The sequence below is a fragment of the Clostridium coskatii genome (assembly GCF_001675205.1).
Lineage (GTDB): Bacteria > Bacillota > Clostridia > Clostridiales > Clostridiaceae > Clostridium_B > Clostridium_B ljungdahlii.
Window position 1 is genome coordinate 1 of sequence record NZ_LROR01000054.1, and the last position, 25,494, is coordinate 25,494.

At 30.9% G+C, this 25,494-nt stretch carries 26 protein-coding genes; all 26 read left to right on the top strand.

The features are described from left to right. Positions 1–695: 695 nt before the first annotated feature. The 26 genes from ftsA to coaBC all read left to right on the top strand — a co-directional run bounded on the left by ftsA (position 696) and on the right by coaBC (position 25,452). On the top strand, positions 696–1,967 hold the full coding sequence (ftsA, locus tag CLCOS_RS12500; RefSeq protein WP_063600166.1) for a cell division protein FtsA: 1,272 nt from the start codon (positions 696–698) through the stop codon (positions 1,965–1,967). Positions 1,968–1,985: 18 nt separating this feature from the next. Next, positions 1,986–3,095, top strand: coding sequence for a cell division protein FtsZ (ftsZ, locus tag CLCOS_RS12505; RefSeq protein WP_013237895.1), 1,110 nt, complete (start codon positions 1,986–1,988; stop codon positions 3,093–3,095). Between the two features lie 212 nt (positions 3,096–3,307). After that, complete coding sequence (gene spoIIGA / locus CLCOS_RS12510) at positions 3,308–4,105, top strand: sigma-E processing peptidase SpoIIGA (RefSeq protein ID WP_013237896.1); 798 nt, start codon at positions 3,308–3,310, stop codon at positions 4,103–4,105. Between the two features lie 195 nt (positions 4,106–4,300). Further along, positions 4,301–5,008, top strand: coding sequence for an RNA polymerase sporulation sigma factor SigE (gene sigE, locus CLCOS_RS12515; protein ID WP_023163094.1), 708 nt, complete (start codon positions 4,301–4,303; stop codon positions 5,006–5,008). 73 nt (positions 5,009–5,081) lie between these two features. Continuing rightward, positions 5,082–5,855 (top strand): RNA polymerase sporulation sigma factor SigG, encoded by a 774-nt coding sequence (gene sigG, locus CLCOS_RS12520; RefSeq protein WP_013237898.1) that lies wholly within the window; start codon positions 5,082–5,084, stop codon positions 5,853–5,855. A 276-nt stretch (positions 5,856–6,131) separates the two neighbouring features. Continuing rightward, positions 6,132–6,398, top strand: a complete 267-nt coding sequence (locus tag CLCOS_RS12525) for a YlmC/YmxH family sporulation protein (RefSeq protein ID WP_063600167.1) — start codon at positions 6,132–6,134, stop codon at positions 6,396–6,398. A gap of 67 nt (positions 6,399–6,465) precedes the next feature. Then, positions 6,466–6,921 carry a transcriptional regulator NrdR gene (nrdR, locus tag CLCOS_RS12530; RefSeq protein WP_013237900.1) on the top strand — a complete coding sequence of 152 codons (456 nt, stop codon included), beginning with the start codon at positions 6,466–6,468 and terminating at the stop codon, positions 6,919–6,921. A gap of 154 nt (positions 6,922–7,075) precedes the next feature. Further along, a complete protein-coding gene (gene pgeF, locus CLCOS_RS12535; RefSeq protein ID WP_063600168.1) occupies positions 7,076–7,786 on the top strand; it encodes a peptidoglycan editing factor PgeF in 711 nt (236 codons plus the stop codon). A gap of 15 nt (positions 7,787–7,801) precedes the next feature. Next, a complete protein-coding gene (locus tag CLCOS_RS12540) occupies positions 7,802–8,497 on the top strand; it encodes a response regulator transcription factor (RefSeq protein ID WP_023163096.1) in 696 nt (231 codons plus the stop codon). A gap of 12 nt (positions 8,498–8,509) precedes the next feature. After that, positions 8,510–10,234, top strand: coding sequence for a two-component system histidine kinase PnpS (gene pnpS, locus CLCOS_RS12545; protein WP_063600301.1), 1,725 nt, complete (start codon positions 8,510–8,512; stop codon positions 10,232–10,234). A gap of 168 nt (positions 10,235–10,402) precedes the next feature. Further along, positions 10,403–11,305: a phosphate ABC transporter substrate-binding protein gene (locus CLCOS_RS12550; protein ID WP_063600169.1), complete on the top strand. Its 903-nt coding sequence runs from the start codon at positions 10,403–10,405 to the stop codon at positions 11,303–11,305. 70 nt (positions 11,306–11,375) lie between these two features. After that, positions 11,376–12,269 (top strand): phosphate ABC transporter permease subunit PstC, encoded by an 894-nt coding sequence (gene pstC / locus CLCOS_RS12555; RefSeq protein WP_063600302.1) that lies wholly within the window; start codon positions 11,376–11,378, stop codon positions 12,267–12,269. Next, positions 12,269–13,156 carry a phosphate ABC transporter permease PstA gene (gene pstA, locus CLCOS_RS12560; protein ID WP_063600170.1) on the top strand — a complete coding sequence of 296 codons (888 nt, stop codon included), beginning with the start codon at positions 12,269–12,271 and terminating at the stop codon, positions 13,154–13,156. Before pstC ends, pstA begins: the two co-directional genes overlap by 1 nt. 12 nt (positions 13,157–13,168) lie before the next feature. Continuing rightward, on the top strand, positions 13,169–13,918 hold the full coding sequence (gene pstB, locus CLCOS_RS12565) for a phosphate ABC transporter ATP-binding protein PstB (RefSeq protein ID WP_063557262.1): 750 nt from the start codon (positions 13,169–13,171) through the stop codon (positions 13,916–13,918). Positions 13,919–13,968: 50 nt separating this feature from the next. Continuing rightward, positions 13,969–14,625 carry a phosphate signaling complex protein PhoU gene (gene phoU / locus CLCOS_RS12570; protein WP_023163101.1) on the top strand — a complete coding sequence of 219 codons (657 nt, stop codon included), beginning with the start codon at positions 13,969–13,971 and terminating at the stop codon, positions 14,623–14,625. Between the two features lie 285 nt (positions 14,626–14,910). Then, complete coding sequence (locus CLCOS_RS12575; protein ID WP_063600171.1) at positions 14,911–15,534, top strand: DUF47 domain-containing protein; 624 nt, start codon at positions 14,911–14,913, stop codon at positions 15,532–15,534. Next, the gene (locus CLCOS_RS12580; protein ID WP_063600172.1) at positions 15,527–16,522 is read left to right on the top strand and encodes an inorganic phosphate transporter; all 996 of its coding nucleotides are present in this window, start codon (positions 15,527–15,529) and stop codon (positions 16,520–16,522) included. Before CLCOS_RS12575 ends, CLCOS_RS12580 begins: the two co-directional genes overlap by 8 nt. Before the next feature lie 176 nt (positions 16,523–16,698). Then, entirely contained in the window at positions 16,699–18,033 is a 1,335-nt protein-coding gene (locus CLCOS_RS12585; RefSeq protein WP_063600173.1) for a DUF512 domain-containing protein, read from the top strand. Positions 18,034–18,036: 3 nt separating this feature from the next. Next, positions 18,037–19,353 carry a ribosome biogenesis GTPase Der gene (gene der, locus CLCOS_RS12590; RefSeq protein WP_013237912.1) on the top strand — a complete coding sequence of 439 codons (1,317 nt, stop codon included), beginning with the start codon at positions 18,037–18,039 and terminating at the stop codon, positions 19,351–19,353. A gap of 2 nt (positions 19,354–19,355) precedes the next feature. Next, the gene (locus CLCOS_RS12595; protein WP_013237913.1) at positions 19,356–20,354 is read left to right on the top strand and encodes an NAD(P)H-dependent glycerol-3-phosphate dehydrogenase; all 999 of its coding nucleotides are present in this window, start codon (positions 19,356–19,358) and stop codon (positions 20,352–20,354) included. Between the two features lie 77 nt (positions 20,355–20,431). Further along, positions 20,432–21,910 (top strand): stage IV sporulation protein A, encoded by a 1,479-nt coding sequence (spoIVA, locus tag CLCOS_RS12600; RefSeq protein WP_013237914.1) that lies wholly within the window; start codon positions 20,432–20,434, stop codon positions 21,908–21,910. A gap of 354 nt (positions 21,911–22,264) precedes the next feature. Then, complete coding sequence (locus tag CLCOS_RS12605; protein WP_063600174.1) at positions 22,265–23,143, top strand: YicC/YloC family endoribonuclease; 879 nt, start codon at positions 22,265–22,267, stop codon at positions 23,141–23,143. Between the two features lie 15 nt (positions 23,144–23,158). After that, positions 23,159–23,434, top strand: a complete 276-nt coding sequence (remA, locus tag CLCOS_RS12610; RefSeq protein ID WP_013237916.1) for an extracellular matrix/biofilm regulator RemA — start codon at positions 23,159–23,161, stop codon at positions 23,432–23,434. Continuing rightward, on the top strand, positions 23,434–24,051 hold the full coding sequence (gene gmk, locus CLCOS_RS12615; protein WP_013237917.1) for a guanylate kinase: 618 nt from the start codon (positions 23,434–23,436) through the stop codon (positions 24,049–24,051). The genes remA and gmk overlap by 1 nt, the downstream gene beginning before the upstream one ends. Further along, a complete protein-coding gene (gene rpoZ / locus CLCOS_RS12620; RefSeq protein WP_013237918.1) occupies positions 24,044–24,262 on the top strand; it encodes a DNA-directed RNA polymerase subunit omega in 219 nt (72 codons plus the stop codon). Before gmk ends, rpoZ begins: the two co-directional genes overlap by 8 nt. After that, positions 24,262–25,452 carry a bifunctional phosphopantothenoylcysteine decarboxylase/phosphopantothenate--cysteine ligase CoaBC gene (coaBC, locus tag CLCOS_RS12625; protein WP_063600175.1) on the top strand — a complete coding sequence of 397 codons (1,191 nt, stop codon included), beginning with the start codon at positions 24,262–24,264 and terminating at the stop codon, positions 25,450–25,452. Before rpoZ ends, coaBC begins: the two co-directional genes overlap by 1 nt. Positions 25,453–25,494: the final 42 nt, after the last annotated feature.

Sequence of the window (25,494 nt, forward strand, 5' to 3'; positions counted from 1 at the left end):
CGTGCGCCTTTTTTTATCAATATGGTTATTTCAAATCATAAAAATTTGTCTTTAAACTTCTAACAATGCTTTTGCAACTTCTAAACATCTTTTATTCATTTTTATCAGTGAGTTTCGCAATTACCTATTATTTTAGAAAAAAAATTAGATCTTAGGATATTTGGGTATTACATAATTTATCCTCTATATGTTATAACATGGTTTCCAATTTCTCTTCAAGGAATTATATACAAAAACGATAAAGAATGGAACCATACTATTCACAGTAGAAGTGTAAAGATAAAAGATTTAGAAAAAGCTAATTAAATGAATTTTTATAGGGGAAAAGGCTGCAAGTCTTTTCCCCTTATTATTGGGGTGTATTTGAACAGGATTTATTCCCAAATTAATTTAATATTGTTTAACTTAATTTGAGTTTTTATTAAAATGTGATAAAATATAAGAGGAAAATTAGATTTTTTGTTGAATATATATTTTGGATGTGTATTTCCTATAGTTTTCTTTATCCGATGACTATCTGCTCATGCTCTAATATGTGATAATATTTTATATTTATAATAAAAATTGTATGAATGTAAATAAGGTCCTTACTTTATGAAATTGAGGAGCGGTTGCGTACATGGATAACGTCTTCTAAGATTCAAAAAGTTGAATCTAGGAATTATGTTTATGCAAAGGAGGGAAAAAATACTTTAATGAATGAGTATATAATTGGCATAGATATAGGTTCGTCCAATATATGTGCTGCTGCTGGAAAAGTGGACAAACATGCTGGAGTACAGATAATGGGTATAACTTCTTCAAATTGTACGGGAGTGAAAAGAGGAATAGTTGTAGATATAGATAATACTTCAGAATCTATAAAAAAATGTATAAGTTCTTTAGAAAGAATGCTTGATACTAAAATATCAGAAGCGTATATATCTTTACCAGGAGGAATAAGTGAGATTATTTGGAATAAAGGTGTAGTTGCTGTATCTTCAGAAGATCGTGAAATAAAACAAAATGATGTAAAAAGAGTTTTAAAAGCATCTAAGATTATTACGGTTCCAAATGATAAAGAAATAATAGGGGTAATACCTGAGCAATACATAATTGATGGTTACGACAAAATAAAGGATCCCATAGGTATGAGCGGATTAAGATTGGAAGTAGACTCACAAATAATAATGGCTCAGTCAGCAATAGTAAATAATATTTTTAAAAGTGTAAATAAAGCAGGAATAAAAGTTTTAGGAGTAGTATTTCAACCCATAGCTATATCTGAAGTAGTATTAAAAGAAGATGAAATTCAACGGGGAGTAGCTCTTGTTGATGCAGGAGCAGAGTCTATAAATATTTATATTTATGAGGGTGGAAATTTGAGGAGTATAAGTACTATAGGCTTAGGTGGAAATATAATAACAAATGATATTGGAGTTTGTTTAAAACTTTCTGCTTCAGAGGCAGAAAAACTCAAAATAAAATATGGAAGTCTTGAAATAAACCATGATGAAGAAAACTTTAAGATAGAAGTCGATGCTGATTATAATAACAAAGTAAAAGTTGATTATAATATTTTAGTTCAAATTATACAAGCTAGAGTAGAAGAATTATTTTCTATAATAGATAAGGAAATAAGAAATTCTGAGTATTATGATAAACTTTCGGGCGTAGTTATGGTAGGAGGCGGAATGGCTGCTATAAATGGAATAGAAAAATTTGGTGAAAATGTGTTGAAGAAGCTTGTAAGAATTGGAATTCCAAAATACATAGGAGCAGCTAGTCCTATGTATGCTACAGCAGTTGGAGTAGTAAAAGATGTTTCAAATTCAATAAAAGTTAAAAATACAGCATTTACGGATCCGATTAAAAATAAAGATATATGTGATTATGAGGAAACAGATAAAAAACAAAAAACAAGTAAAAAAAATAAAGATAGTAGTTTTGTATCAAGAATAAAACAATTCTTTACAGATTTTTTTTAATAAAGGAGGCAGGGTATTGTGTTAGATTTTGATGTTGATGTTCAACAATTTGCTCAGATAAAAGTAATAGGATGCGGCGGCGGAGGAAACAATGCTGTAAATAGAATGATAAAAGAAGGATTAAAAAATGTTGAATTTATAGCCATAAATACAGATAAGCAAGCATTAATGCTTTCACAAGCATCGCAAAAAATACAAATAGGTGATAAGCTTACCAAAGGACTTGGTGCAGGGGCAAATCCTGAAATAGGGAAAAAGGCTGCAGAGGAAAATAAGGATGAAATATCTCAAGCTATAAAAGGTGCGGACATGGTGTTTATTACAGCAGGTATGGGTGGTGGAACTGGTACAGGGGCAGCTCCTATAATTGCAGAAATTGCAAAATCAATGGGTATACTTACTGTGGGTGTGGTTACTAAACCTTTTCCTTTTGAAGGAAGAAAGAGAATGCTTCATGCAGAAATGGGAATAAAGGATTTGAAGGATAAAGTTGATACTTTGGTTACAATACCAAATGAAAGGTTACTTTCTGTGGTGGATAAAAAGACAACTTTAATGGAATCCTTTAGACTTGCAGATGATGTATTAAGACAAGGCGTTCAAGGTATATCAGATTTAATTACTATACCTGGACTTGTAAATTTAGACTTTGCAGATGTTAGAACAATTATGATAGACAAGGGTCTTGCACATATGGGTGTAGGTAAGGGAAATGGTGATAATAGGGCACAGGATGCAGCAAAACAGGCAATATCAAGTCCACTTCTTGAAACTTCCATAGTAGGGGCTACTGGAGTACTTTTGAATATAACAGGTGGACAAGACCTAGGACTTTTAGAAATAAATGAAGCTGCGGAGATAGTTCAAGATGCAGCAGATCCTGATGCAAACATAATATTTGGAGCCGTTATAGATGAGGAAATAAAAGATGAAATAAGAATTACTGTAATAGCTACAGGTTTTGAAACGGGAAAGGATGAAGTTAAGAGGGAAACAAAATCCGATATCAAATCTTCAAGACGAAGTATGATGAATAATGAGGATGAAGCAGCAGCTTCTGTAGAATATGAGAAAATTGATGAAAATAACTTGGAAGTACCAGCTTTCCTAAGAAGACAGAGAAAGTAGAAAAAATCCGTGTATAGTTTAAACTATACACGGATTTTTTATTGTCTAACTTTATGCAATTCAAATAAATTTAAATAGTACTAAAAAAAGATTTTATGGCATAATATAGAAAATAAAAATATTGTATATGATTAAGAAATGACAAAATTTTGAAATATATAAGTATATAATAAAGGTAAATACAGGAAATGAAGCTGGAGGTGAGCTTACAATTGGTAGTATATGCAGACTTGCTAATTTTAATAAACTTTATAGTAAACTTTTTTTTATTATATATTACAGGAAGAACTCTTAAGTTAAAGATAAAACTTAAATTTATGATTTTAGCTGCGGCCATAGGAAGCGGTTATACGGTTACATTAATTTATCCAGTCTTAAATATATTTTCTGCTTTCTATTTTAAAATTTTAGTAGCAGCTATGCTAATTTATATTTCTTTCGGTAATAGGGGATTTATATGTAATTTTAAAATTTCAGCTGTATTTATTTTGTATTCTATGCTGCTGGCAGGTATTTGTATGTTTGTGGAATATAGTAATTGCTCCTATACAGGAGATTATATGATAATTAATTTCCCTTATGAATGGCTTTTTATTTCTATCATGGTGTTGTACATAATAATTGATAGATTGGTAATTTATGTTAAAGATAGGAACAAGATGTTTAAATTAATTTATAATGTGGATATTGTATTTAAAGACAAAAGTAAGAGTGTAAGGGCTTTTTTAGATACCGGGAACGAGCTTAGGGAGCCAGCTACCAATTTGCCAGTAGTGATAGTTGAGAAGTCTGTATTTCAAAATATAAATCTAGAAGAAATGGATAAGTTTTATATACCTTATAGAGTTATAAATGGCAAGTGTGGCAAGCTTCAGGGCTTTAAGCCAGATGTAGTAAAAATAGACTTTGGACAAGAAACTAAAAATAGAGAAGTTATAATTGCTATTTGCAAGGATAAATTGAGTAAATTTGACGATTATCATGCACTTCTTTCTAGGGGAGTGATATAGACGGTAGGTGTATAACGGCTGATACGCCCATGGATAAGATTTTCTCCTAAAGGATAACGCATTATAAGTGCTAAAGACACTAAGAACACAGTTAATAAGACTCAGATGGAGAAAGAATGTTTCTCACAAGTAAACCCTATTTGAGTCTAAAAATCACTTGATGTAAAAGGAAATTAAATGATGGAGGCTATGATTATGCTTAGGTTAAAAATATTGTTGAACAGAATACTTACAAAATTTAAATTTGCAATAAAAAACATATATTATATAGGGGGAAATGATGTACTACCACCTCCACTTAGCAAAAAAGAAGAAGAGGATTTGGTTTTGAAGTTAGTTTCTGGGGATGAGAAGGTAAGATCTACTCTTATAGAAAGAAATTTGCGATTGGTAGTTTATATAGCTAGAAAGTTTGAAAATACAGGTGTAAATGTGGAAGATTTAGTATCAGTAGGTACCATAGGACTTATAAAAGCAGTAAATACATTTAATCCTGAAAAAAAAATAAAATTAGCTACTTATGCTTCTAGATGCATAGAAAATGAAATACTCATGTATCTGAGAAGAAATAGTAAAACAAAGGCAGAAATTTCTTTTTATGAACCACTCAACATAGATTGGGATGGAAATGAATTATTGCTTTCTGATATTTTAGGAACGGACAATGACGTAGTATACAATTTTATAGAAGATGAAGTGGATAAGCAGCTTCTAATGCTAGCTATGAAAAAATTGAGTGACAGGGAAAAGGAGATAGTTAATCTAAGGTTTGGATTAAATGGCAAAAGTGAAAAAACTCAGAAAGAGGTTGCAGACTTACTTGGAATATCACAGTCTTATATATCAAGGTTAGAAAAGAGAATAATAAAGAGACTTAGAAAAGAAATAAATAAAATGTTATAGGGTTGTCTTTAGTATAAAACTCAGCTTCTTAGTAAATACTTAAAATGCTATATATTCTAAAGGGGCTGATTACATGATAATTAATAAAGTAGAAATTTGTGGCGTAAATACATCAAAATTGCCAGTTCTCAAGGGAAAAGAAATGAAAGAACTTTTAATAAAGATGCAGCAGGGAGATAATGAATCTAGAGAAAAGTTTATAAAGGGTAATTTACGATTGGTGTTAAGTGTAATACAGAGGTTTAATAACAGGGGAGAAAATGTAGATGATCTATTTCAAGTAGGATGTATAGGGCTTATAAAAGCCATTGACAACTTTGATTTAAGTCAAAATGTTAAATTTTCAACTTATGCTGTACCTATGATTATAGGAGAAATAAGAAGATACTTAAGGGATAACAATTCCATAAGGGTAAGCAGATCTCTTAGAGATATTGCTTATAAAGCACTTCAAGTTAGAGATAAATTAATAAGGGAAAATAATAAAGAACCAACTATATCACAAATAGCGGAAGAATTAAATATACCAAGAGAGGAAGTGGTATTTGCATTGGATGCCATTCAGGATCCAGTTTCCCTGTTTGAACCCATATATCATGATGGGGGTGATGCAATTTATGTAATGGATCAAATAAGTGATACTAAAAATTTGGATGAAAACTGGTTGGAAAACATATCGATAAAAGAAGCCATGAAAAAATTAAATGACAGGGAGAAATTGATACTTAATTTAAGATTTTTTGATGGACGGACTCAGATGGAAGTAGCAGATGAAATAGGTATATCACAAGCGCAGGTATCTAGGTTAGAGAAAACTGCCTTAAGGCATATGCGAAAATATATATAAATAGGTATAATGTTTAATTTATAATAATTAGAAACTCAACTTTCACACATATGAAATTTTGACTTAATATAAAAAAATTGCGGCATAATTTTTTTAGTTGATAGTTAAGAATTAAGAATTAATAGTTAATGTGGATTTTTTCCGTTACACTACAAAAAACCATCCTTCACTATTAATTCTTCATTATTAATTCTTAACTTGCGAAGCTTTGCTTAGCAAAGTTTTTAAACTGTGAAAGTTAAGTTAGAAAATAATAAAAATGGGGGATGTACATAAATGGAGTTAAAAGGAGATTTATTTTCTTTGACTAATCTAAGAAATATGGAAATAATAGATATAAATACGGGTGCAAAATTAGGTTTTATAAAAGATCTAAAGATAAATTGTGAAGAGCATAAGATAATATCAATTATTTTACCATCTCAAACTTTTAAAATATCATTATTTGGGAAAAATGAAGATATAGAAATACCCTGGGATAATGTAAAAAAAATAGGTGTAGATGTAATTTTAGTCGATGGGAAAAATCTTGTAGAGGAGTAGAAGTTTCCACAAAATAAGTATATAATTATAATGTGTATACTATCTTATATGAAGGACGTGAATTAAAGTGAAATGCCCTTATTGTGGATACAATGAAACTAAAGTAGTGGATTCTAGATCTACAGATGACAATATGGCTATACGAAGAAGAAGAGAATGTTTAAGGTGTAATAAAAGATATACCACTTATGAAAAAATTGAAAATGTACCCATTTTAGTTGTAAAGAAAAATATGAATAGAGAATATTTTGACAGGACTAAAATATTAAATGGATTAATAAAAGCTTGTGAAAAACGTCCTGTTTCAAGAAAACAAATTGAAAATATAACCGATGAAGTAGAGAAAAAGATAAATAATAATATGATTACAGAAATAAGTTCCTCGGAGATAGGGGAAATTATTATGGAGAATTTAAAAAAGGTGGATGAAGTATCTTATGTCAGGTTTGCGTCTGTTTACAGACAATTTAAGGATATAAATACTTTTATGCAGGAAATAAAAAATCTTATTTCAAATAAATAAATGGTATGCTTAAAGGCATACCATTTATTTTATGTTAAATTAAAGTTAAAAGATATTTATAGTCCCATCAATTAAAAAAACAATGTTAAAATATATTTAAGATAATCTTAAATATGTTTTTAATTTTGAAATAAATTCTAGATGGAGGATTAATATGAAGAAAATTACAGTAGAAGGATATGAATTTATAAAAATAGATTTGCCAGGTGCAGAAGCAATATTTTCAACAGCCAAAAATGATTTGAGTTTTAATAAGTCCACAGACTCTGGAAAGGAAAATATTGAAAGTTTAAAAAGATGGTTTAATTTGAAAACTGTGGGATATTTGAATCAAGTTCATGGGTGTCGGAGCATAATTTATACAGGCAAAGATGAAGAGAATGCAGATGGAATAATTACAAATGAGAGTAACACAGCTGTAGGAGTTTTTAATGCTGATTGTATTCCAATACTTTTATATGATAAAAAAAATAAGGTTATAGCAGCAGTCCATAGTGGATGGAAAGGTACTTTAGCTTGTATTCTTTCTAAAACTATTGAAAAACTTGAAAGGAATTTCAATAGCGAATCTAAAGATATAATAGTATGTGTAGGACCACATATTCACAGCTGTTGTTATGAAGTTGGGGAAGAAGTAATTGATAAATTTAAGAACTCTGATTTTTATAGATTTAAGGATGTATTTAGAAATAGAAATCTTGATCTAAAAAAATGTATATTATATCAACTTCAGGACAGAGAAATAGAAAGTGAAAATATAAAATATTTAGATATATGTACCTATTGTAATACTGAATATGAAATGCATTCTTATAGAAAAGATAAAGACTATGGAAGAATGTTTTCATTTATTTATTTAAAATAAAAATGGGGGATTATTATGTTACAAGAAAAGATATTGATAGTAGATGATGAAGAACATATTTGTGAACTTATTAAATTTAATCTTGAGAAAAATGGATATAAGGCTATTGTAGCAGGAAATGGGATAGATGCATTGAAAATTGTAAGGGAAGAAATGCCTCAGTTAATTTTACTGGATGTAATGCTGCCTGGAATGGATGGATATGATGTGTGCAAAGAAATAAGAAGGGACAATGCTATATCTTTTATTCCTGTAATAATGATAACTGCAAGAGGAGAGGAATTTGACAAAGTACTAGGATTAGAACTTGGAGCAGATGATTATATGACAAAGCCCTTTTCTATAAGGGAATTAGTTGCTAGGGTTAAAGCTGTACTCAGAAGAACGGCTTTAAAACCTGTAGATAAATGCTATGTATTTGGACAGGTAAGTATAGATTTTGATAAACATGAAGTAATTAAAAATGGTGAAAAGGTAGAATTAACCTTAAAAGAATTTGAACTCCTAAAAATGCTTATAAAAAATAGGGGAAGAGTAATGACTAGAGATTTTCTATTAGATAAAATATGGGGGTATGAATATGTTGGAGAAACTAGAACAGTGGATGTACACATAAGACATTTAAGACAAAAAATAGAGGATTTTGACAAAAAACCTAAGTATATTGAAACTATTCGTGGCATTGGCTACAGATTTAATTCAGAAGAGTAGTTGGTGAAAAAAATGAAAAAAAGATTAACGCTTTCCATGCTTTGTACTCTTATATTTAGTATGCTTATAACAACTATATTATTTATAGTAATTGAAAATCATGAATATATTGAAAATATGAAACAAACTTTAAAAGTAAATAACCAGATTATAATAAATGTACTGAAAAATGAAAAGATAGATAGCCGGGGAAGTTTTTTTAAAAAGCAATTTCAAAATAAACTTATAAGAGAAACTTTAATAGATAGGAATGGTAAAGTAATAAGCGATTCTGTGGCAGTAGAAAAGGATATGAATAATCACAATCACAGAAAGGAAATTCAAGAAGCAAGAAAAAGTGGGACTGGTTATGATGTAAGAGTCAGTGATACTACGGGTAAAAAAACACTTTATTTTGCTACTATATTTAAAGATGGATATGTAGTAAGAAGTGCATTTACCATGCAGACAATTAAGGGATTTGAGGATAATTATTTCAAATATTATATAATTATAACTCTTTTTTCCATACTTGTTTCTATAGTATTTGCATTAAAGCTTTCAAAGTCCATAGTAGGTCCCATAAAAAAGCTTCAGTATACTACATCTAGTATAGCAAGTGGAGAATTGGATAAAAGAGTGAGAATTAATTCTAAAGATGAAATAGGGGAATTGGCAAATACATTTAATTATATGGCAGATGCTCTTCAAAGTACCTTAAAGGATTCTCTGGATAAGCAAAATAAACTAGAGGCAATACTTAAAAGTATGGACAGTGGTGTAATAGCTGTTGATACTAAGTACAATATTATAATGATAAATCCCTATGCAAAAAAGATATTTGGTATAAAAAAAGATATAATTGGTGAAAGTTTGATAGATAATATAAGGGATTTTGAACTAGAAGATATATTTAAAAGTATGGAGGATGACTACAGAGAAATCAAAATACTGTGGCCAAGAGAGAGGGAATTAAGGATAAAAACAGCCTATATTATAAATAGCAGTAAAAAAATAGGTAAAGTGGCAGTGATTCAAGATATAACGGATATAAAAAAGTTGGAAAATATGAGATCTCAATTTGTGGCCAATGTTTCGCATGAATTAAAAACCCCTCTTACTTCTATAAAAGGATTTGCAGAAACCTTAAAGTATGTAGATGATGCTGAAAATAAGAATAGATTTTTAAACATAATAAATGATGAGGCGGATAGACTTACCAGGTTGATAAATGATATATTAACTCTTTCACATATAGAAAGTAATAGTATAGATAAGGTAGAAGAAGTAAAAATAGATGACATAGTAAAAGATGTTTGCTGTATGATGAAAACCGCAGCATATAAAAAGAATATTAAAATAGAGAAAATAGGAGATAAGGTACCTAGTATATGGGCTGATGCAGATAGATTTAAGCAGATGGTAATAAATCTCATGGACAATTCAATAAAATATACTAACAATGGTGGCACAGTAAAAATTGGAACAATGCTTCAAGATAATAATTGTGTTTTATGGGTAGAGGATAATGGGGTAGGAATTTCAAAAGAACATCAAAATAGACTTTTTGAAAGATTTTATAGAGTTGACAAAGCTAGATCAAGAAATCAGGGTGGAACAGGACTGGGACTTGCTATAGTAAAACATATAGTTTTAGGTCTCAGTGGAACTATAGACCTCCAAAGTGAAGTTGGAAAGGGAAGTAAATTTACAGTTAAAATTCCGCTGGATGCTAATAGTAAAAATGAAAATATATAGTTAAGCAACGAATTAACATCTGTACTTAAAAAATAAGTATGGATGTTAATTTTAATTAACATGGATGTAATAAAGGAGTAACCTTTGAGGGATATTATAAACATTGTAGTAATACATAGTTAATAAAAACACATTATTAGGGATCAAATTTTAAGGAGGTCTAATATTATGAAGAAAAAAGGCTTAAGAGCTCTTATAGCAGCTATGACTATTACTGTAGTTGCAGGAGCATTTGTTGGATGCGGTGGAAACAAAAATCAAAGTAGTTCTGGAGGTACATCAGAAGGATCTAAACAGGAAGTAACAGGAGCTATAACATTAGCAGGATCTACTGCACTTCAGCCTTTAGCAGAACAGATCGGAAAGACGTTTTCCGGGAAAAACCCGAAGGCAACTATAAATGTTCAAGGTGGAGGAAGCGGTACTGGTTTAAATTTAGCATTACAGCATACCGCAGATATAGGAAATTCTGACGTAACAGCAGAATCAAAATTAGATGCAAGTAAGGCAAAGCAGTTAGTAGACCATAAGGTATGTGCAATAGGATTTGCAGTAGTAGTAAATCCTAATGTTAAGGTTGATTCTTTAACAAAAGATCAAATACAAAAAATATTTACAGGCCAAATTACTAATTGGAAGGATGTAGGTGGAGATGACATGAAGATAAATGTAATAAATAGAACAAAGTCATCTGGCACAAGAGCTACATTTAAAGATACGGTAATGGGTGGAAAAGATGAAAAGGAAGGACTTGGAACAACCCAGGATTCTAATGGAAATGTAGAAAGTGCAATTAAAACTACTCAAGGTTCCATAAGCTATCTAGCTCTTTCTTATTTAACAGGATCAGTAAAAAGTAATGTTAAAGCTTTAAAAATAGAAGGTGTTGAAGCTTCAACGGAAAATATAGTTTCTAAAAAATATCCTTTCTGGTCTTTTGAACATATGTATACAAACGGGGAAGCAAAAGGACTGGCAAAAACTTATATAGATTATGTACTCAGCAATGAAAATAAGGATACTATAAAAAAACTAGGATATATACCAATGAGTGATATGAATGAAAAATAATTTGGAAGGTTTTAATGGCTGGCTGCAAAAACAGTTGGCCATTAAAAATATAAATTTGAGGTCGGTGAATATGGAGAAAAAGTCATTTTGGAATAAACTAAAAAATGAGTATATAGGAAGAGGATTTGCAACGCTCTGTGGACTAATTATTATAGTTCTTACATTGAGTATAATAGTTTTTATATTTTCAAAGGGAATAAATACATTTGTAAAATGGAGATATCCTATAACTGAATTTTTATTTACTTCTAATTGGGTTCCTGACAGCAGCAATCCAAAACTTGGGGCATCTATATTTTTCGCAGGATCTATACTTGTTTCTGTAGGAGCAGTTATAATAAGTGCACCTATAGGCATAGCACTTGCTGTATTTATGCATTATATATCTCCTAAGGTAGGTTCTAAGATATTACAACCTTCTTTAGAATTATTTGTAGGCATACCTTCAGTTGTATATGGTTGGGTAGGATTTAGTGTACTTCTTCCATTTTTAAAGAGAGGTTTTGGAGGTATTGGTTTTAGCTTAATTGCAGGTATATTAGTTTTGAGTATAATGATTTTACCTACTATAGCAAGCATATCAGCAGATGCTGTAAAAACTATTCCTAAAAGTTATATGGAGGCATCTTATGGACTTGGTGCAACTAGATGGCAGACTATAAGAAGAGTCATAATTCCATCTGCTAAAAGTGGTATATTGACGGGAGTAGTATTAGGTCTTGCTAGGGCTTTTGGAGAAGCTCTTGCAGTGCAAATGGTAATAGGAAATACAGTGAAATTCCCTAAAAATTTATTGAGTCCTACATCTACACTTACTAGTGTTTTAACTATGGATATGGGAAATACGGTATCTGGAACTGCATGGAATGACGCATTATGGTCTTTAGCGCTATTTCTTTTAATAATTTCTTTTATATTTATTATAATAATACGAGCTATTGAAAAAAGGAGTGAAATAAAATAATGGATGCTAAAGTTAAAGATAGAATTTGGACTGGAATCTTTTATGCAGTAACTGTTTTTGTATTAACTCTTTTGGTAGCTTTGATAGGATATATATTGTTTAAGGGTATAGGCTTTTTTAAACCATCGTTTTTATTTGGAAGTGCAAAATTTGGAGAAGCAGGAGGAGGCATAGGACCTCAGCTTTTTAATTCTTTTTACATGCTAATAGTTGCACTTATTATAAGTGTTCCCTTTGGTATAGGAGGGGGAATATACTTAGCAGAGTATGCTAGAGAAGGAAAGCTTTTAAATATGATAAGATTGTGTATAGAGACTATGTCTTCTTTGCCTTCTATTGTAGTAGGATTGTTTGGACTTCTCATATTTGTAAATATGACCGGTTGGGGGTTTACACTATTATCAGGGACGCTAGCCATATCTATATTGAATTTGCCAGCTTTAACTAGGGTAAGTGAAAATGCTATAAGGATAGCATCAATTCCTGTAAAAGAGGCTAGCCTTGGACTTGGTGCAACAAGGTGGCAAACTATATCGAAGGTAGTTCTTCCTTCGGCAATACCACAGATACTGACAGGCATAATACTTGCGGCAGGGAGAATATTTGGAGAAGCAGCAGCACTTTTATATACGGCAGGAATGAGTGCACCTAAATTAAATTTCTCCTATGTAAGTTTGACTAATAATGGCTCTGCTTTCAGCTTAATGAGACCTGCGGAAACGATAGCAGTATATATATGGAAGTTAAATTCTGAGGGAATGGTACCAGACGCTACACAAATAGCTAATAAAGCTTCTGCGGTTTTGGTAATTATGGTATTATTGTTTAATTTTTTAGCCAGAATTCTCGGGAAAAAAATATATGAAGCCTATACTGGTAAAAAATGAGGAGGAAAGTTGATGGATATAATATATACTAAAGATCTTGATCTATATTATGGATCTACCCAGGCTCTTAAAAAAGTAAGTTTGAATGTAGAAAAAAATTCAGTTACAGCATTAATAGGACCTTCTGGGTGTGGAAAATCTACATTTTTGAGAACTTTAAATAGAATGAATGACTTGATAGAGTCAGTTAGAATAGAAGGAAAAGTGTTTTTTGAAGGCAAGGATATATATCAAGATTATGATGTAATAGATTTGAGAAAAAGAATTGGAATGGTGTTTCAAAGCCCTAATCCATTTCCTATGTCAATATATGACAATGTAGCATATGGACCTAGGATACACGGTATAAAGGACAAAAGTAAATTAGATGAATTAGTTGAAAATAGTTTAAAAGGGGCAGCCATATGGGATGAAATTAAAGATAGATTGAATAGAAGTGCACTAGGGCTTTCTGGTGGTCAGCAGCAAAGATTGTGTATAGCAAGAACTCTTGCAGTAGAACCAGAGGTGCTGCTTATGGATGAACCTACTTCTGCATTAGATCCTATATCTACATTAAAAATAGAAGAATTAATGGATGTATTAAAGAAAAAATATACTATAATAATAGTTACACATAATATGCAGCAGGCTGGTAGAATATCAGATTATACTGCTTTTTTCCTAAATGGAGAAGTTATAGAAGCGCAAAAAACAGAAAATATTTTTTATAAACCTAAAGATAAAAGAACAGAGGATTATATTACAGGAAGATTTGGCTAAACTATAATTTTAAAATAAAAGTATATATTATATTTAAGAGAGGTGATACTGTGCCGAGAAGTAAATTTGATTATGAATTATCGGAAATGCACAATGATGTACTTAGGATGGGAAGTGTAGTTGAAAAGCAAATTCATCAATGTATAGAAGCTTTAATTAATCAGGATATAAAAATTGCAAAGGAAACTATAAAAAATGACGATTTAGTGGATAATTTGCAAAAAGAAATAGAAAATAAGTGCATAAGATTGACAGCAAGAGAACAACCTATTGCTACGGATTTAAGGATAATATTTACCACATCTAAATTGGTAACTGACCTAGAAAGAATAGCTGATCATGCTGTAGATATAGCGAAAGTTACATTGAGATTGGAAAATGAAAAGTATGAAAGAAAACTTATATATATACCTCAAATGGCTGAGATAATAAATAAGATGATAAAGAGGGCATTAGATGCTTATGTGGACAGAAACGTGGAAGAAGCGTATGAAGTTTGCAAAATGGATGATGAGGTAGATAAATTATATAAAAGTGTATTTAAAGAAATGCTGGAATTGATGAATAAAGATAAAAGCAAGATAAATCAATTTGCCCAATTGTTATTTGTATGCAAATATTTGGAAAGAATAGCTGATCATGTAACTAATATATGTGAAGAGGCCATCTATTTAGTTACAGGAGAACAAAAAGATTTAAATGAATAAATATATGTTTAACAATGCACTTAGGAAACTAGGTGCTTTTATTTTGCAAAATATTAGTCTTTGGTGTAAATTAAATTATTAGTAAATTTTTGTAGAATTTTTAATTATTTTTAATTTTTAATGTCATGTAATATATTAAAATAGTATAGTTCATGCATTTAGTTATCATATTAATCGTATATTCGCATATAATATAGAGGTTAATTTTGTATTTAATTTTAGTTAATTATATGTTATACTTTATAAGGTCGAAAATATATATTTTCAATAATAGGGAGGGATATAATGTTTGCTTTTACTCCAAAAGAAGACAAATTCTATGAGTTCTTTGTGCAAACTGCAAATATTGCCTATACAGAAGCAAAATTGTTGTTAGATTTTTTAAATAACCTGGAAAATTCAGAAGAAAATTTGAAAAAATTAAAAGAGGTGGAACATGAAGGAGATAAAAAACAGCATGAGATATTGGAACAGCTAAATAAGACATTTATTACCCCAATTGATAGGGAAGATATATATGCAATAGCAAACGACATGGATAATATTATTGATTATATGGAATCTACAGCTAGTAGATTTGTTATGTTTAATGTAAATGAATGCACGGAAGACGCTATTTCATTAAGTAAAATGATAGTTCAGTGTTGCAAGGAACTTATTATTATAATGGAAGAATTAAAAAATATGAAAACAAGCAAACGGTTATCAGAGAAAATAATAGAGGTAAATAGGATAGAAGAAGATGGTGATGTAGTTTCAAGAAAAGCTATTGGTGATATATTTAGAAAAGACATAGAAGTTATAGATGTCATAAAATGGAGAGAAATATATCAATATCTTGAGGATACTTTAGATGCCTGTGAGGATTTAGCTAATGTTATTGAAGGAGTAGTAATGAAAAATGCCTAGTACTTTAGTAATAACTATTTTAATAGTTATAATTGCAGTTATATTTGATGTTATTAATGGTTTTCATGATAGTGCTAATGCTATAGCCTGTGCTGTATCTACGAGGTCTTTATCTTTAAGACAGGCCGTTGTAATTTCTGCAGTTTTAAATTTTGCAGGTGCTTTTTTAAGCGTTTCAGTCGCGGAAACTGTGGGAAAGGGTATAGTTGATCCTAATAACATAACTCAGGAAGTAATTATAGCAGCCCTTATTGGAGCTATAATATGGAACTTAATAACTTGGTATTTTGGAATACCTAGTAGTTCTTCCCATGCCCTTGTAGGAGGAATAGTAGGATCAGCAATTATATATAAGGGTACATTTCTAATTGTCAATTGGTCAACTCTTTTTTGGAAAGTTATTTTATGGCTCATATTGTCGCCAGTAATAGGATTTATAGTGGGATTTATTATTATGAATATAATAAAAGCATTTCTAGTAAATACGAGGCCTTCTACTGTAACAAAAATATTTTCAAAAGCTGAAATCTTTTCTACCATGTTTTTAGCTTTAAATCATGGTGAAAATGATGCTCAAAAAACTATGGGAGTTATAACTATGACTCTTGTAAGTGCTGGGTTTATAAAAGAATTTTCAGTACCTACATGGGTAAAAATAACCTGTGCACTTGCTATGGCATGTGGAACTGCAATGGGAGGAAAAAGGATAATCAAAACCATGGGTTCTAAAATGGCTAAAATAGTGCCTGTAAATGGTTTTGCAGCAGAAATGGGATCTTCTGCGGTAATATTAACAGCTACTATGTTTCAGGCACCTGTTAGCACAACTCATATAATAAATTCAGCTATAATGGGAGTTGGTTCAGCTAAAAGACTTTCAGCGGTTAGGTGGTCTGTAGTTAAAGATATAGTTATAACCTGGGTATTTACTATACCAAGTTGCGCTGTTATTTCAGGAATTATATTGTTTTTAATAAATTTACTATAATTTTAACAAAATCTCTTCTATTAATTTAGGGAGATTTTTTATTTAAAAAGTTTAATAATTGACTAAATATACATATTAGGTTATATTCTAAATGTATGTTAAAGTATCTAGGTTCAATATTGTAACCTAATAGATTAAGATGGTCATATCATAGATTTTAGCCGGGAGTTGTATAAATGGAAAATAGAATAAAAGCAATTAAATGTGAAAGCATTGCTGAGGAAATGGGAATAGAAAAGGGAGATTGTCTTTTATCCATTAATGGAGAGAAAGTCAAGGATATTATAGATTATAAATTTTTGACAAGCGATGAGTATATTAAAGTAGAAATAGAAAAGCAAAGTGGAGAAGTGTGGGATTTAGAGATAGAAAAGGAATATGATGAAGAACTGGGATTGGAATTTGAGGAACCTATTATTGATAAACCTAAAAGTTGCCATAATAAATGCATATTTTGCTTTATAGATCAGATGCCAAAAGGAATGAGAGATACCCTTTATTTTAAAGATGATGACTCAAGATTGGCATTTCTTCAAGGAAACTTTGTGACACTTACTAATATGAATGATGAGGAGATAGATAGAATAATTAAATATAGGATAAGTCCTATAAATGTATCTGTACATACTACTAATCCAGACCTTAGAATTAAAATGATAAATAACAAATTTGCTGGCAATATATATACACTATTAAAAAGACTTACCCAAAATGGTATAAAAATAAATTGTCAGATAGTATTATGTCCGGGTATAAATGATGGAGCAGAATTTAAAAGAACTGTAGAGGATTTGTATAGATTATATCCTGGAGTCACAAATGTGGCAGTAGTTCCTGTGGGAATTACAAAGTACAGACAGAACCTTTTTAAATTATCTAGATACAATAAAAATTCTGCATCTAACCAATTAAAGATTGCAGAAGAATTGCAGTGTAAATATATAGAAGAAATAGGAGTTCCTTTTGTAAGATTATCTGATGAATTTTATCTTGTCTCTGAAACTGAGATCCCAAACTCTAATTTTTATGAAAATTACAGCCAGTTGGAAGATGGTGTGGGTATGGTAAGACTCTTTAGGGATAATATATCAAGTCATCTTAAAAGCTTAAATAAAGGTGCACGAGGGTCGTTTACATTTTTAACTGGAGAATTAGCCTATAGTGAAATAAAAGATGCAGCAGAAAAAATAATGGAAAACAGCCCAGATATAATAATTGATGTAAAAAAAATAATAAATAATTTTTTTGGCCATACTATAACTGTGTCTGGGCTTATTACGGCAAGAGATATAATGGAACAATTAAAATATAAGACATTAGGAAAAAACATAGTAATACCGGAATGTATGCTTAGAAAAGGATATGAACTTTCAAATTCAGATAAAAGGGTATTTTTAGATGATATAACTTTAGATGAATTAGAAAAAGCTTTAAGTAGAAACATACTGGTATGTGATTATACTGGAAATGATTTAATACAGATTATAAATGAAAACAGTGAGGTGGAATAACTAATGGGAAAGCCAATAGTTGCTATAGTAGGAAGGCCTAATGTAGGTAAGTCTACGTTATTTAACAAATTAGCAGGAAAGAGAATATCTATAGTGGAAGATACACCTGGAGTTACAAGAGACAGGGTGTATGCTGAAGCAGAATGGTTAAAATATAATTTTACCATAATTGATACAGGTGGAATTGAACCTGAAAGCACTGATGTAATAATTTCTCAAATGAGAAGGCAGGCTCAGGTGGCAGTAGAAACTGCAGATACAATAATATTTATAGTAGATGGAAAAGAAGGAGTTACTGCAGCAGATAGAGAAGTAGCTCAAATGCTTAGAAAAAGTAAAAAACCAGTTGTACTTGTTGTGAATAAAATAGATAATATAAATCAAAATGCTTATGTTTACGAATTTTATAACTTAGGTATAGGAGAACCTATGGCTATATCCGCATCACAGGCATTAGGACTTGGGGATATGCTGGATAAAGTAGTGGAAAACTTTAAAGATGATGAAGATGATGATATAGACAGTGAGTATATAAAAGTAGCTTTTATAGGAAAGCCAAATGTAGGAAAATCATCTCTTATAAATAAGTTGTTGGGGGAAGAAAGAGTTATTGTAAGTGATATTCCTGGAACCACAAGGGATGCTGTGGACAGTTATCTGGAAACGGACTATGGGAAGCTTTTACTTATAGATACTGCAGGTCTTAGAAAAAAGAGTAAGGTTAAAGAGGAAATAGAGAGATATAGTGTAATAAGAACTTACACTGCAATAGAGAGGGCAGATGTATGTGTGCTTATATTGGATGCAGTTCACAATATAAGTGAGCAGGATGAAAAGATAATAGGCTATGCTCATGAATTAAGTAAATCTATTATGGTTATAATTAACAAATGGGACTTAATAGATAAGGATACAAAAACAGTTGACAAATATAAGACGGAAATAGGAACAAGTCTTTCTTTTATGCCATATGCTCCTTATTTATTTATATCTGCAAAAACAGGACAGAGAGTAAATAAGGTTTTACAACTTATAAAAGAATGCTATGACAATTACTGTAAGAGGATAAAAACAGGAGTGTTAAATGACATAATAAGCAAAGCAGTTATGATGAAAGAACCTCCTGTTATATTGGGTAAGAGATTAAAAATTTATTATGTAACTCAAATAGGAAATAAACCTCCTACTTTTGTATTTTTTGTAAATGACCCTAGCTGTGTTCATTTTTCTTATAGAAGGTATATCGAAAATCAATTGAGAGATAACTTTGATTTTACGGGAACAGGAATAAAGTTAGAGTTTAGGGAAAGGAAGGAATAATTGTGTATTCATCTGTATCTTTTTTGGGAGGGGGAAGTTTTGGAACGGCCCTCTCAGTTATACTTGCAAAAAAAGGTGTAAAGGTAAACTTGTGGGATAGAAATGAAAGCATAGTTGAGGATATAAATGTAAAAAGAGAAAATATAAAGTATTTACACGGCGTAGTTATTCCACAAGATGTAAAGGCCTCTAATGATGCAGAGGATGTAATTGAAAAAGGAGAAGTCCTAGTATTGTCAGTGCCATCCCAGGCAGTAAGAGAGGTTTTAATAAATTTTAAAAACTTTATAAGGGAAGATCAAATAATTGTAAACATAGCTAAAGGTATAGAAGAAAAAAGTGGAAAGAGACTTTCTAAAGTTATACAGGAAGAACTACCTTTAAATAAGGTAGTGGTACTTTCAGGACCAAGCCATGCGGAAGAAGTTGCTAGGGATATACCAACTACAGTAGCTGTATCTTCAGAAAACATGGAATACGCTAAAAAAATTCAAGATTTATTTATGACGAATAAGTTTAGAATATATACAAATGAAGATATTATAGGAGTAGAAATTGGAGGAGCAGTTAAAAATGTAATTGCACTTGCCTGTGGAATTTCAGATGGTATAGGTTATGGAGATAATTCAAAGGCAGCTCTCATGACTAGAGGAATTGCTGAGATAGTAAGAATTGGTGAAAAATTAGGAGGCAGAAGGGAAACTTTCTCGGGACTTACAGGTATAGGTGACCTTATAGTTACATGTACAAGTGTTCATAGTAGAAATCGAAGGGCAGGTATACTTATAGGACAGGGAGTTCCTGTAAATAGAGCAGTAGATGAAGTAGGAATGGTAGTAGAAGGTATAAAAGCTTGCAGGGCTTTTTATGAATTAAAAGAAAAATTAAATGTGCAGATGCCTATAACAGAGGCACTTTACAGCATACTGTTTCAAGGAAAAGAGCCTAAATATACCGTATATGAGCTTATGACTAGAGCAAAAAAGGATGAAGTGTATTAATCAATAATATTAGTAATAAAATATGCCCCATAAAAATATATATATACTGATAATATTAGATTATTGGAGGGTATATTTTGGAAAATTTTGATATATACAAAGATATTGCAGACAGAACTCAGGGGGATATATATGTAGGTGTTGTGGGACCTGTAAGAACTGGAAAATCAACTTTTATAAAGAGATTTATGGAAATAATGGTTCTTCCTAACATAGATAATTCCTATAAAAAACAGAGAGCTAAAGATGAGCTTCCACAAAGCTCCTCAGGGAAATCCATTCATACTACAGAACCTAAATTTGTACCAAATGAAGCCATAGAGATAAATTTAAATGAAGGTACTAAATTTAAAGTTAGAATGGTAGATTGTGTTGGCTATATAGTTAAAAGTGCAGCTGGATATATGGAAGGCGAAGAAGCTAAAATGGTTACTACTCCATGGTATGACTATGAAATTCCTTTTGAAGAAGCAGCTGAAATAGGAACAAAAAAAGTAATAAATGAACATTCAACTATAGGACTTTTGGTTACTACAGATGGGTCTATAACGGATATAGAAAGAGCAGATTACGTTGAAGCAGAGGAAAGAGTGGTTAATGAACTAAAATCAATCAATAAACCATTTATAATGGTACTAAATTCTCAGCATCCCTTTGATCCTGATACGGTAGCCTTGAAAAAAGAGTTAGAAGGTAAATATGATGTGCCTGTCCAAACTATGGATGTACTTAATATGAAAGAAGACGACATAACAAATGTATTTCAAAGAGTACTTAAAGAATTCCCTGTTAAAGAGATAAATATTGATATGCCGGAATGGATAGAAAAAATGGATCCATCACATTGGTTAAAGCTAGATTTTATAGGCCTAGTAAAAGATATGTGTAGTAATATATACAAGGTTAGAGATATAACAAAGTCACTAGAAAGTTTTAAAGATGTAGAATTTATTGGAGAATCTATGGTAAAAGAAATAAATATGGGAGAAGGTACTGCTAGAATTGATCTAACACCTAGAAAGGATCTTTATTATAAAATATTGAGTGAGGTCTGTGAGAAAAAAATCGAAGGTGAAAGTGACTTATTAAACATAGTAAAAGAAATGCACAGTGCAAAAGTAGAATATGATAAAATAGCAGGTGCATTAAAGGAAGTAAAGGAAACAGGTTATGGGCTAGTTGCTCCGCAACTTTCTGAAATGAAATTAGAAGAGCCTGAAATTGTAAAACAGGGAAATAGATTTGGAGTAAAATTAAAGGCAAGTGCACCTTCACTTCACTTTATTAGAGCAGATATTGAAACCGAGATTTCTCCTATTATGGGTACAGAAAGAGAAAGCGAAGAGATGGTTAAATCTCTTTTGGAGCAATTTGAAAGCGATCCATCTAAAATATGGCAGAGCAATATGTTTGGAAAATCCCTAGAAATATTAGTGAAAGAGGGATTACAAAATAAGCTTTATAAAATGCCAGAAGATATTCAAATTAAAATACAAAAAACACTTCAGAAAATCATAAATGAAGGTAACGGTGGGTTAATATGCATTTTACTTTAATGCTTCATCATGTATTTTATTTTACTTAAAAGTATCTATAATGGCGTAAATTTTAACATCTGTGCTTTTAAAATTTAGGACTTTAGATGATTTTGATATTGTCTAGGGTTCTAAATTTTTGAGTATAATTTAGAGTTACCTATATAGCTCAAAATAAATTTTATTGAACATTCTTGCAGGTTTGTTTGTTGGAGATATTTTATGGTATAATCATTTTAAATCTTGCTTTTAAACTTAGGTTTACGATAGATCAATTGAAATTAAAGTACTCATAAGTTTTTCTTGAAATTATTATTAATATGTATGTATAATAAAATGTGGATTGATGAGGCTTCATGGAAGGATGAAATTATAATGATTAAAAGTATGACTGGTTTTGGAAGAGGCACTATAGAAAGTGAAAAACAAAGTTTTATAGTGGAAATAAAAAGTGTAAATCATAGATACTGTGATTTAAATATTAAAATGCCAAAAAGTCTTATGCCTCTGGAAGACAGAATAAGAAAAATTGTTCAGCAAAAAATAAATAGAGGTAAGGTAGATGTTTTTATAACTCAAATGAACTTTGAAGATCAGGCTACAAAGGCTGTATTAAATGAAGGTTTAGCTAATAGCTATGTAGAATGTTTAAATGTTATTAAGGAAAAATACAATATAAAAGACAATATATCTCTTTCACTTATTGCTAAATTTCCAGAAATTATAACTGTAAAAAAAGACGATGCTGATCTTGAAAATATATGGAAGTATTTATTAACTGCTTTTAATGATGCATTAGAAATGCTAGTGGGTATGAGAGAAAAAGAAGGGGAGAAACTAGAAAAAAATATACTTGAAAAATGCAGTTCTATTCAAACTTTACTAAATACTATAGAAAATAAATCTTTTCAAGTAGTAAAGGAATATAAAGAAAAGCTTTCAGAAAGGTTGAAGGATTTGCTTGATAAATATCCGGTAGATGAGAATAGAGTTGCAATGGAAATAGCACTATTTGCAGATAAATCTTGTATTGATGAAGAAATTGTAAGGCTAAATAGCCATATAGTACAATTTAAAGAGACCTTAACATTGAAGGAACCTGTAGGAAGAAAACTTGATTTTATACTACAGGAAATGAATAGAGAGGCAAATACAATTGCTTCCAAATCAACAAATCTGGATATAACTAAAGTTACATTAAATATAAAAAACGAAATAGAAAAAATAAGAGAGCAAATACAAAACGTGGAGTAAGATAGGAGGAAATGTATGGGTATAAAATTAATAAACATAGGATTTGGAAATATTGTTTCAGCAAATAGATTGGTGGCTATAGTAAGTCCAGAATCCGCTCCCATAAAGAGAATAATTCAGGAAGCAAGAGATAGAGGAATGCTTATAGACGCTACTTATGGAAGAAGAACAAGAGCTGTTATAATAACAGATAGTGATCATGTAATACTTTCAGCAGTTCAACCTGAAACTGTAGCACATAGATTGTCTTCCAAAGATGGTGAAGATGATATTGGTGAGGTTGAGGAATAATGTCAAGAAAAGGATTGCTAATTGTCATATCAGGACCTTCTGGAACTGGAAAAGGTACAGTTTGCAAGGCATTGCTGAAAAAAAATGATTTTTGGATTTCTACTTCAGCTACTACTAGGTCTCCAAGAAAAGGGGAGGTAGATGGAGTAAATTATTATTTTTTGACCGAGGAGACTTTTAAGGACAAAATAAAAAATAAGGATTTTTTAGAGTATGCTAAAGTTTATGAAAACTATTATGGTACACCTAAGTCTCAAGTTTTGAAAGCCATAGATGAAGGAAAAGATGTAGTGCTTGAAATTGATATTCAGGGAGCCTTAAAGGTAAAAGAAAGCTATCCAGAAGGGGTGTTTATATTTATACTTCCGCCTTCAATGAAGGAACTTAAAAACAGGATTATAGGTAGGGGAAGTGAAACACCTGAGTCCTTGAATCTAAGATTTAAGTCAGCTTATAAGGAAATAAATTATGTTTCAAAATATAATTATGCGGTTATAAACGATACTGTAGACAATGCAGTGGAAAATATAGAGAGCATTATTACAGCTGAAAAATGTAGAGTAGATAGGATTAAAGATGAAATATTAAATTCTAAGGAGGGTATTTTATATGAATAATTCAATGATAAATCCATCTATTGTGGATTTACTTAAAAAGGTAGATAATAGGTATACTTTAGTTACTATAACAGCTAAAAGGGCAAGACAACTAATTCAGGATTCGGAACCACTTGTAGATGTGGATTCAACTAAACCAGTTACTATAGCTATTAATGAAATAGATCAAGATTTGATTACCTATGAAACTGTAAAAGAGGGAATTAAATAATGGTAAATGGCAAGAAAACAGTTGTCATAGGGGTAACTGGTGGAATAGCAGTTTATAAATCACTAGATGTTATAAGTAGGTTGAAAAAAAAGGACTTTGATATAAATGTGATAATGACAAAGTCTGCTGCAAAATTTGTTACTCCCCTTACTTTCCAGACTTTAAGTCAAAATATAGTACACACTGATATGTTTGAAGAACCACGAGCTTTTGAAATACAACACATTTCTCTTGCAAAAAAAGCGGATTTGGTAGCAATAGTTCCTGCTACGGCTAACATAATAGGAAAGGTTTCAAGTGGAGTAGCAGATGATCTTTTAACTACAACTATCATGGCAACTAAGGCTCCTGTAATTTTTGCACCTGCTATGAATACAAATATGTATTCCAATCCAATCCTGCAGGATAATATAAATAAACTTATGAAGTTTGGATATGAATTCATAAAACCAGCTGTAGGAAGATTGGCATGTGGCGATAGTGGAGAAGGAAAACTTCCAGATGCTGATTTTATAGCTCAGGTAATTGAAAGTATGCTTTATGGTATTAAGGATTTACGGGGAAAAAAGGTTCTTGTAACTGCAGGACCGACTATAGCAGATATAGATCCAGTAAGATATATAACAAATAGGTCTTCAGGAAAGATGGGTTATTCCATAGCCGAAGAGGCTAGGGACAGAGGTGCAGATGTAACTTTGATATCTGGGCCTACAAAGCTAAATATTCCATTTGGAATTAATTTTATAAATGTAAGGACAAATGCACAGATGCTAAAGGCTGTGCTTGATAATTTTCAAGGACAAGATATAGTAATAAAAGCTGCTGCAGTATCTGATTATAAAACAAAAGATTATTCCAAAAGGAAGATAAAGAAAAGTGAAGATGAATTTTCATTAGCTTTTATTAGTGATGTGGACATATTGAAGGAACTTGGGAAATTAAAGAAAAATCAAATTCTAGTTGGATTTGCTGCTGAAAGCAACGATCTTTTGGAGAATGCTTCAAAGAAGCTCGAGAAAAAGAATCTTGACTATATAGTTGCCAATAATATAACGGCATCTGATTCAGGATTTGCTTCAGATGACAACAGGGTAACAATACTATCAAGGGATGGAAAAAAGGTAGATTTAAATAAGATGAGTAAGAGAGAAGTTGCTCGAAATTTATTCAATATACTATCCCAAAGGTAATTTGATTTATCTAAAATATCGGTTTAAATGTTTGAGAGGGGT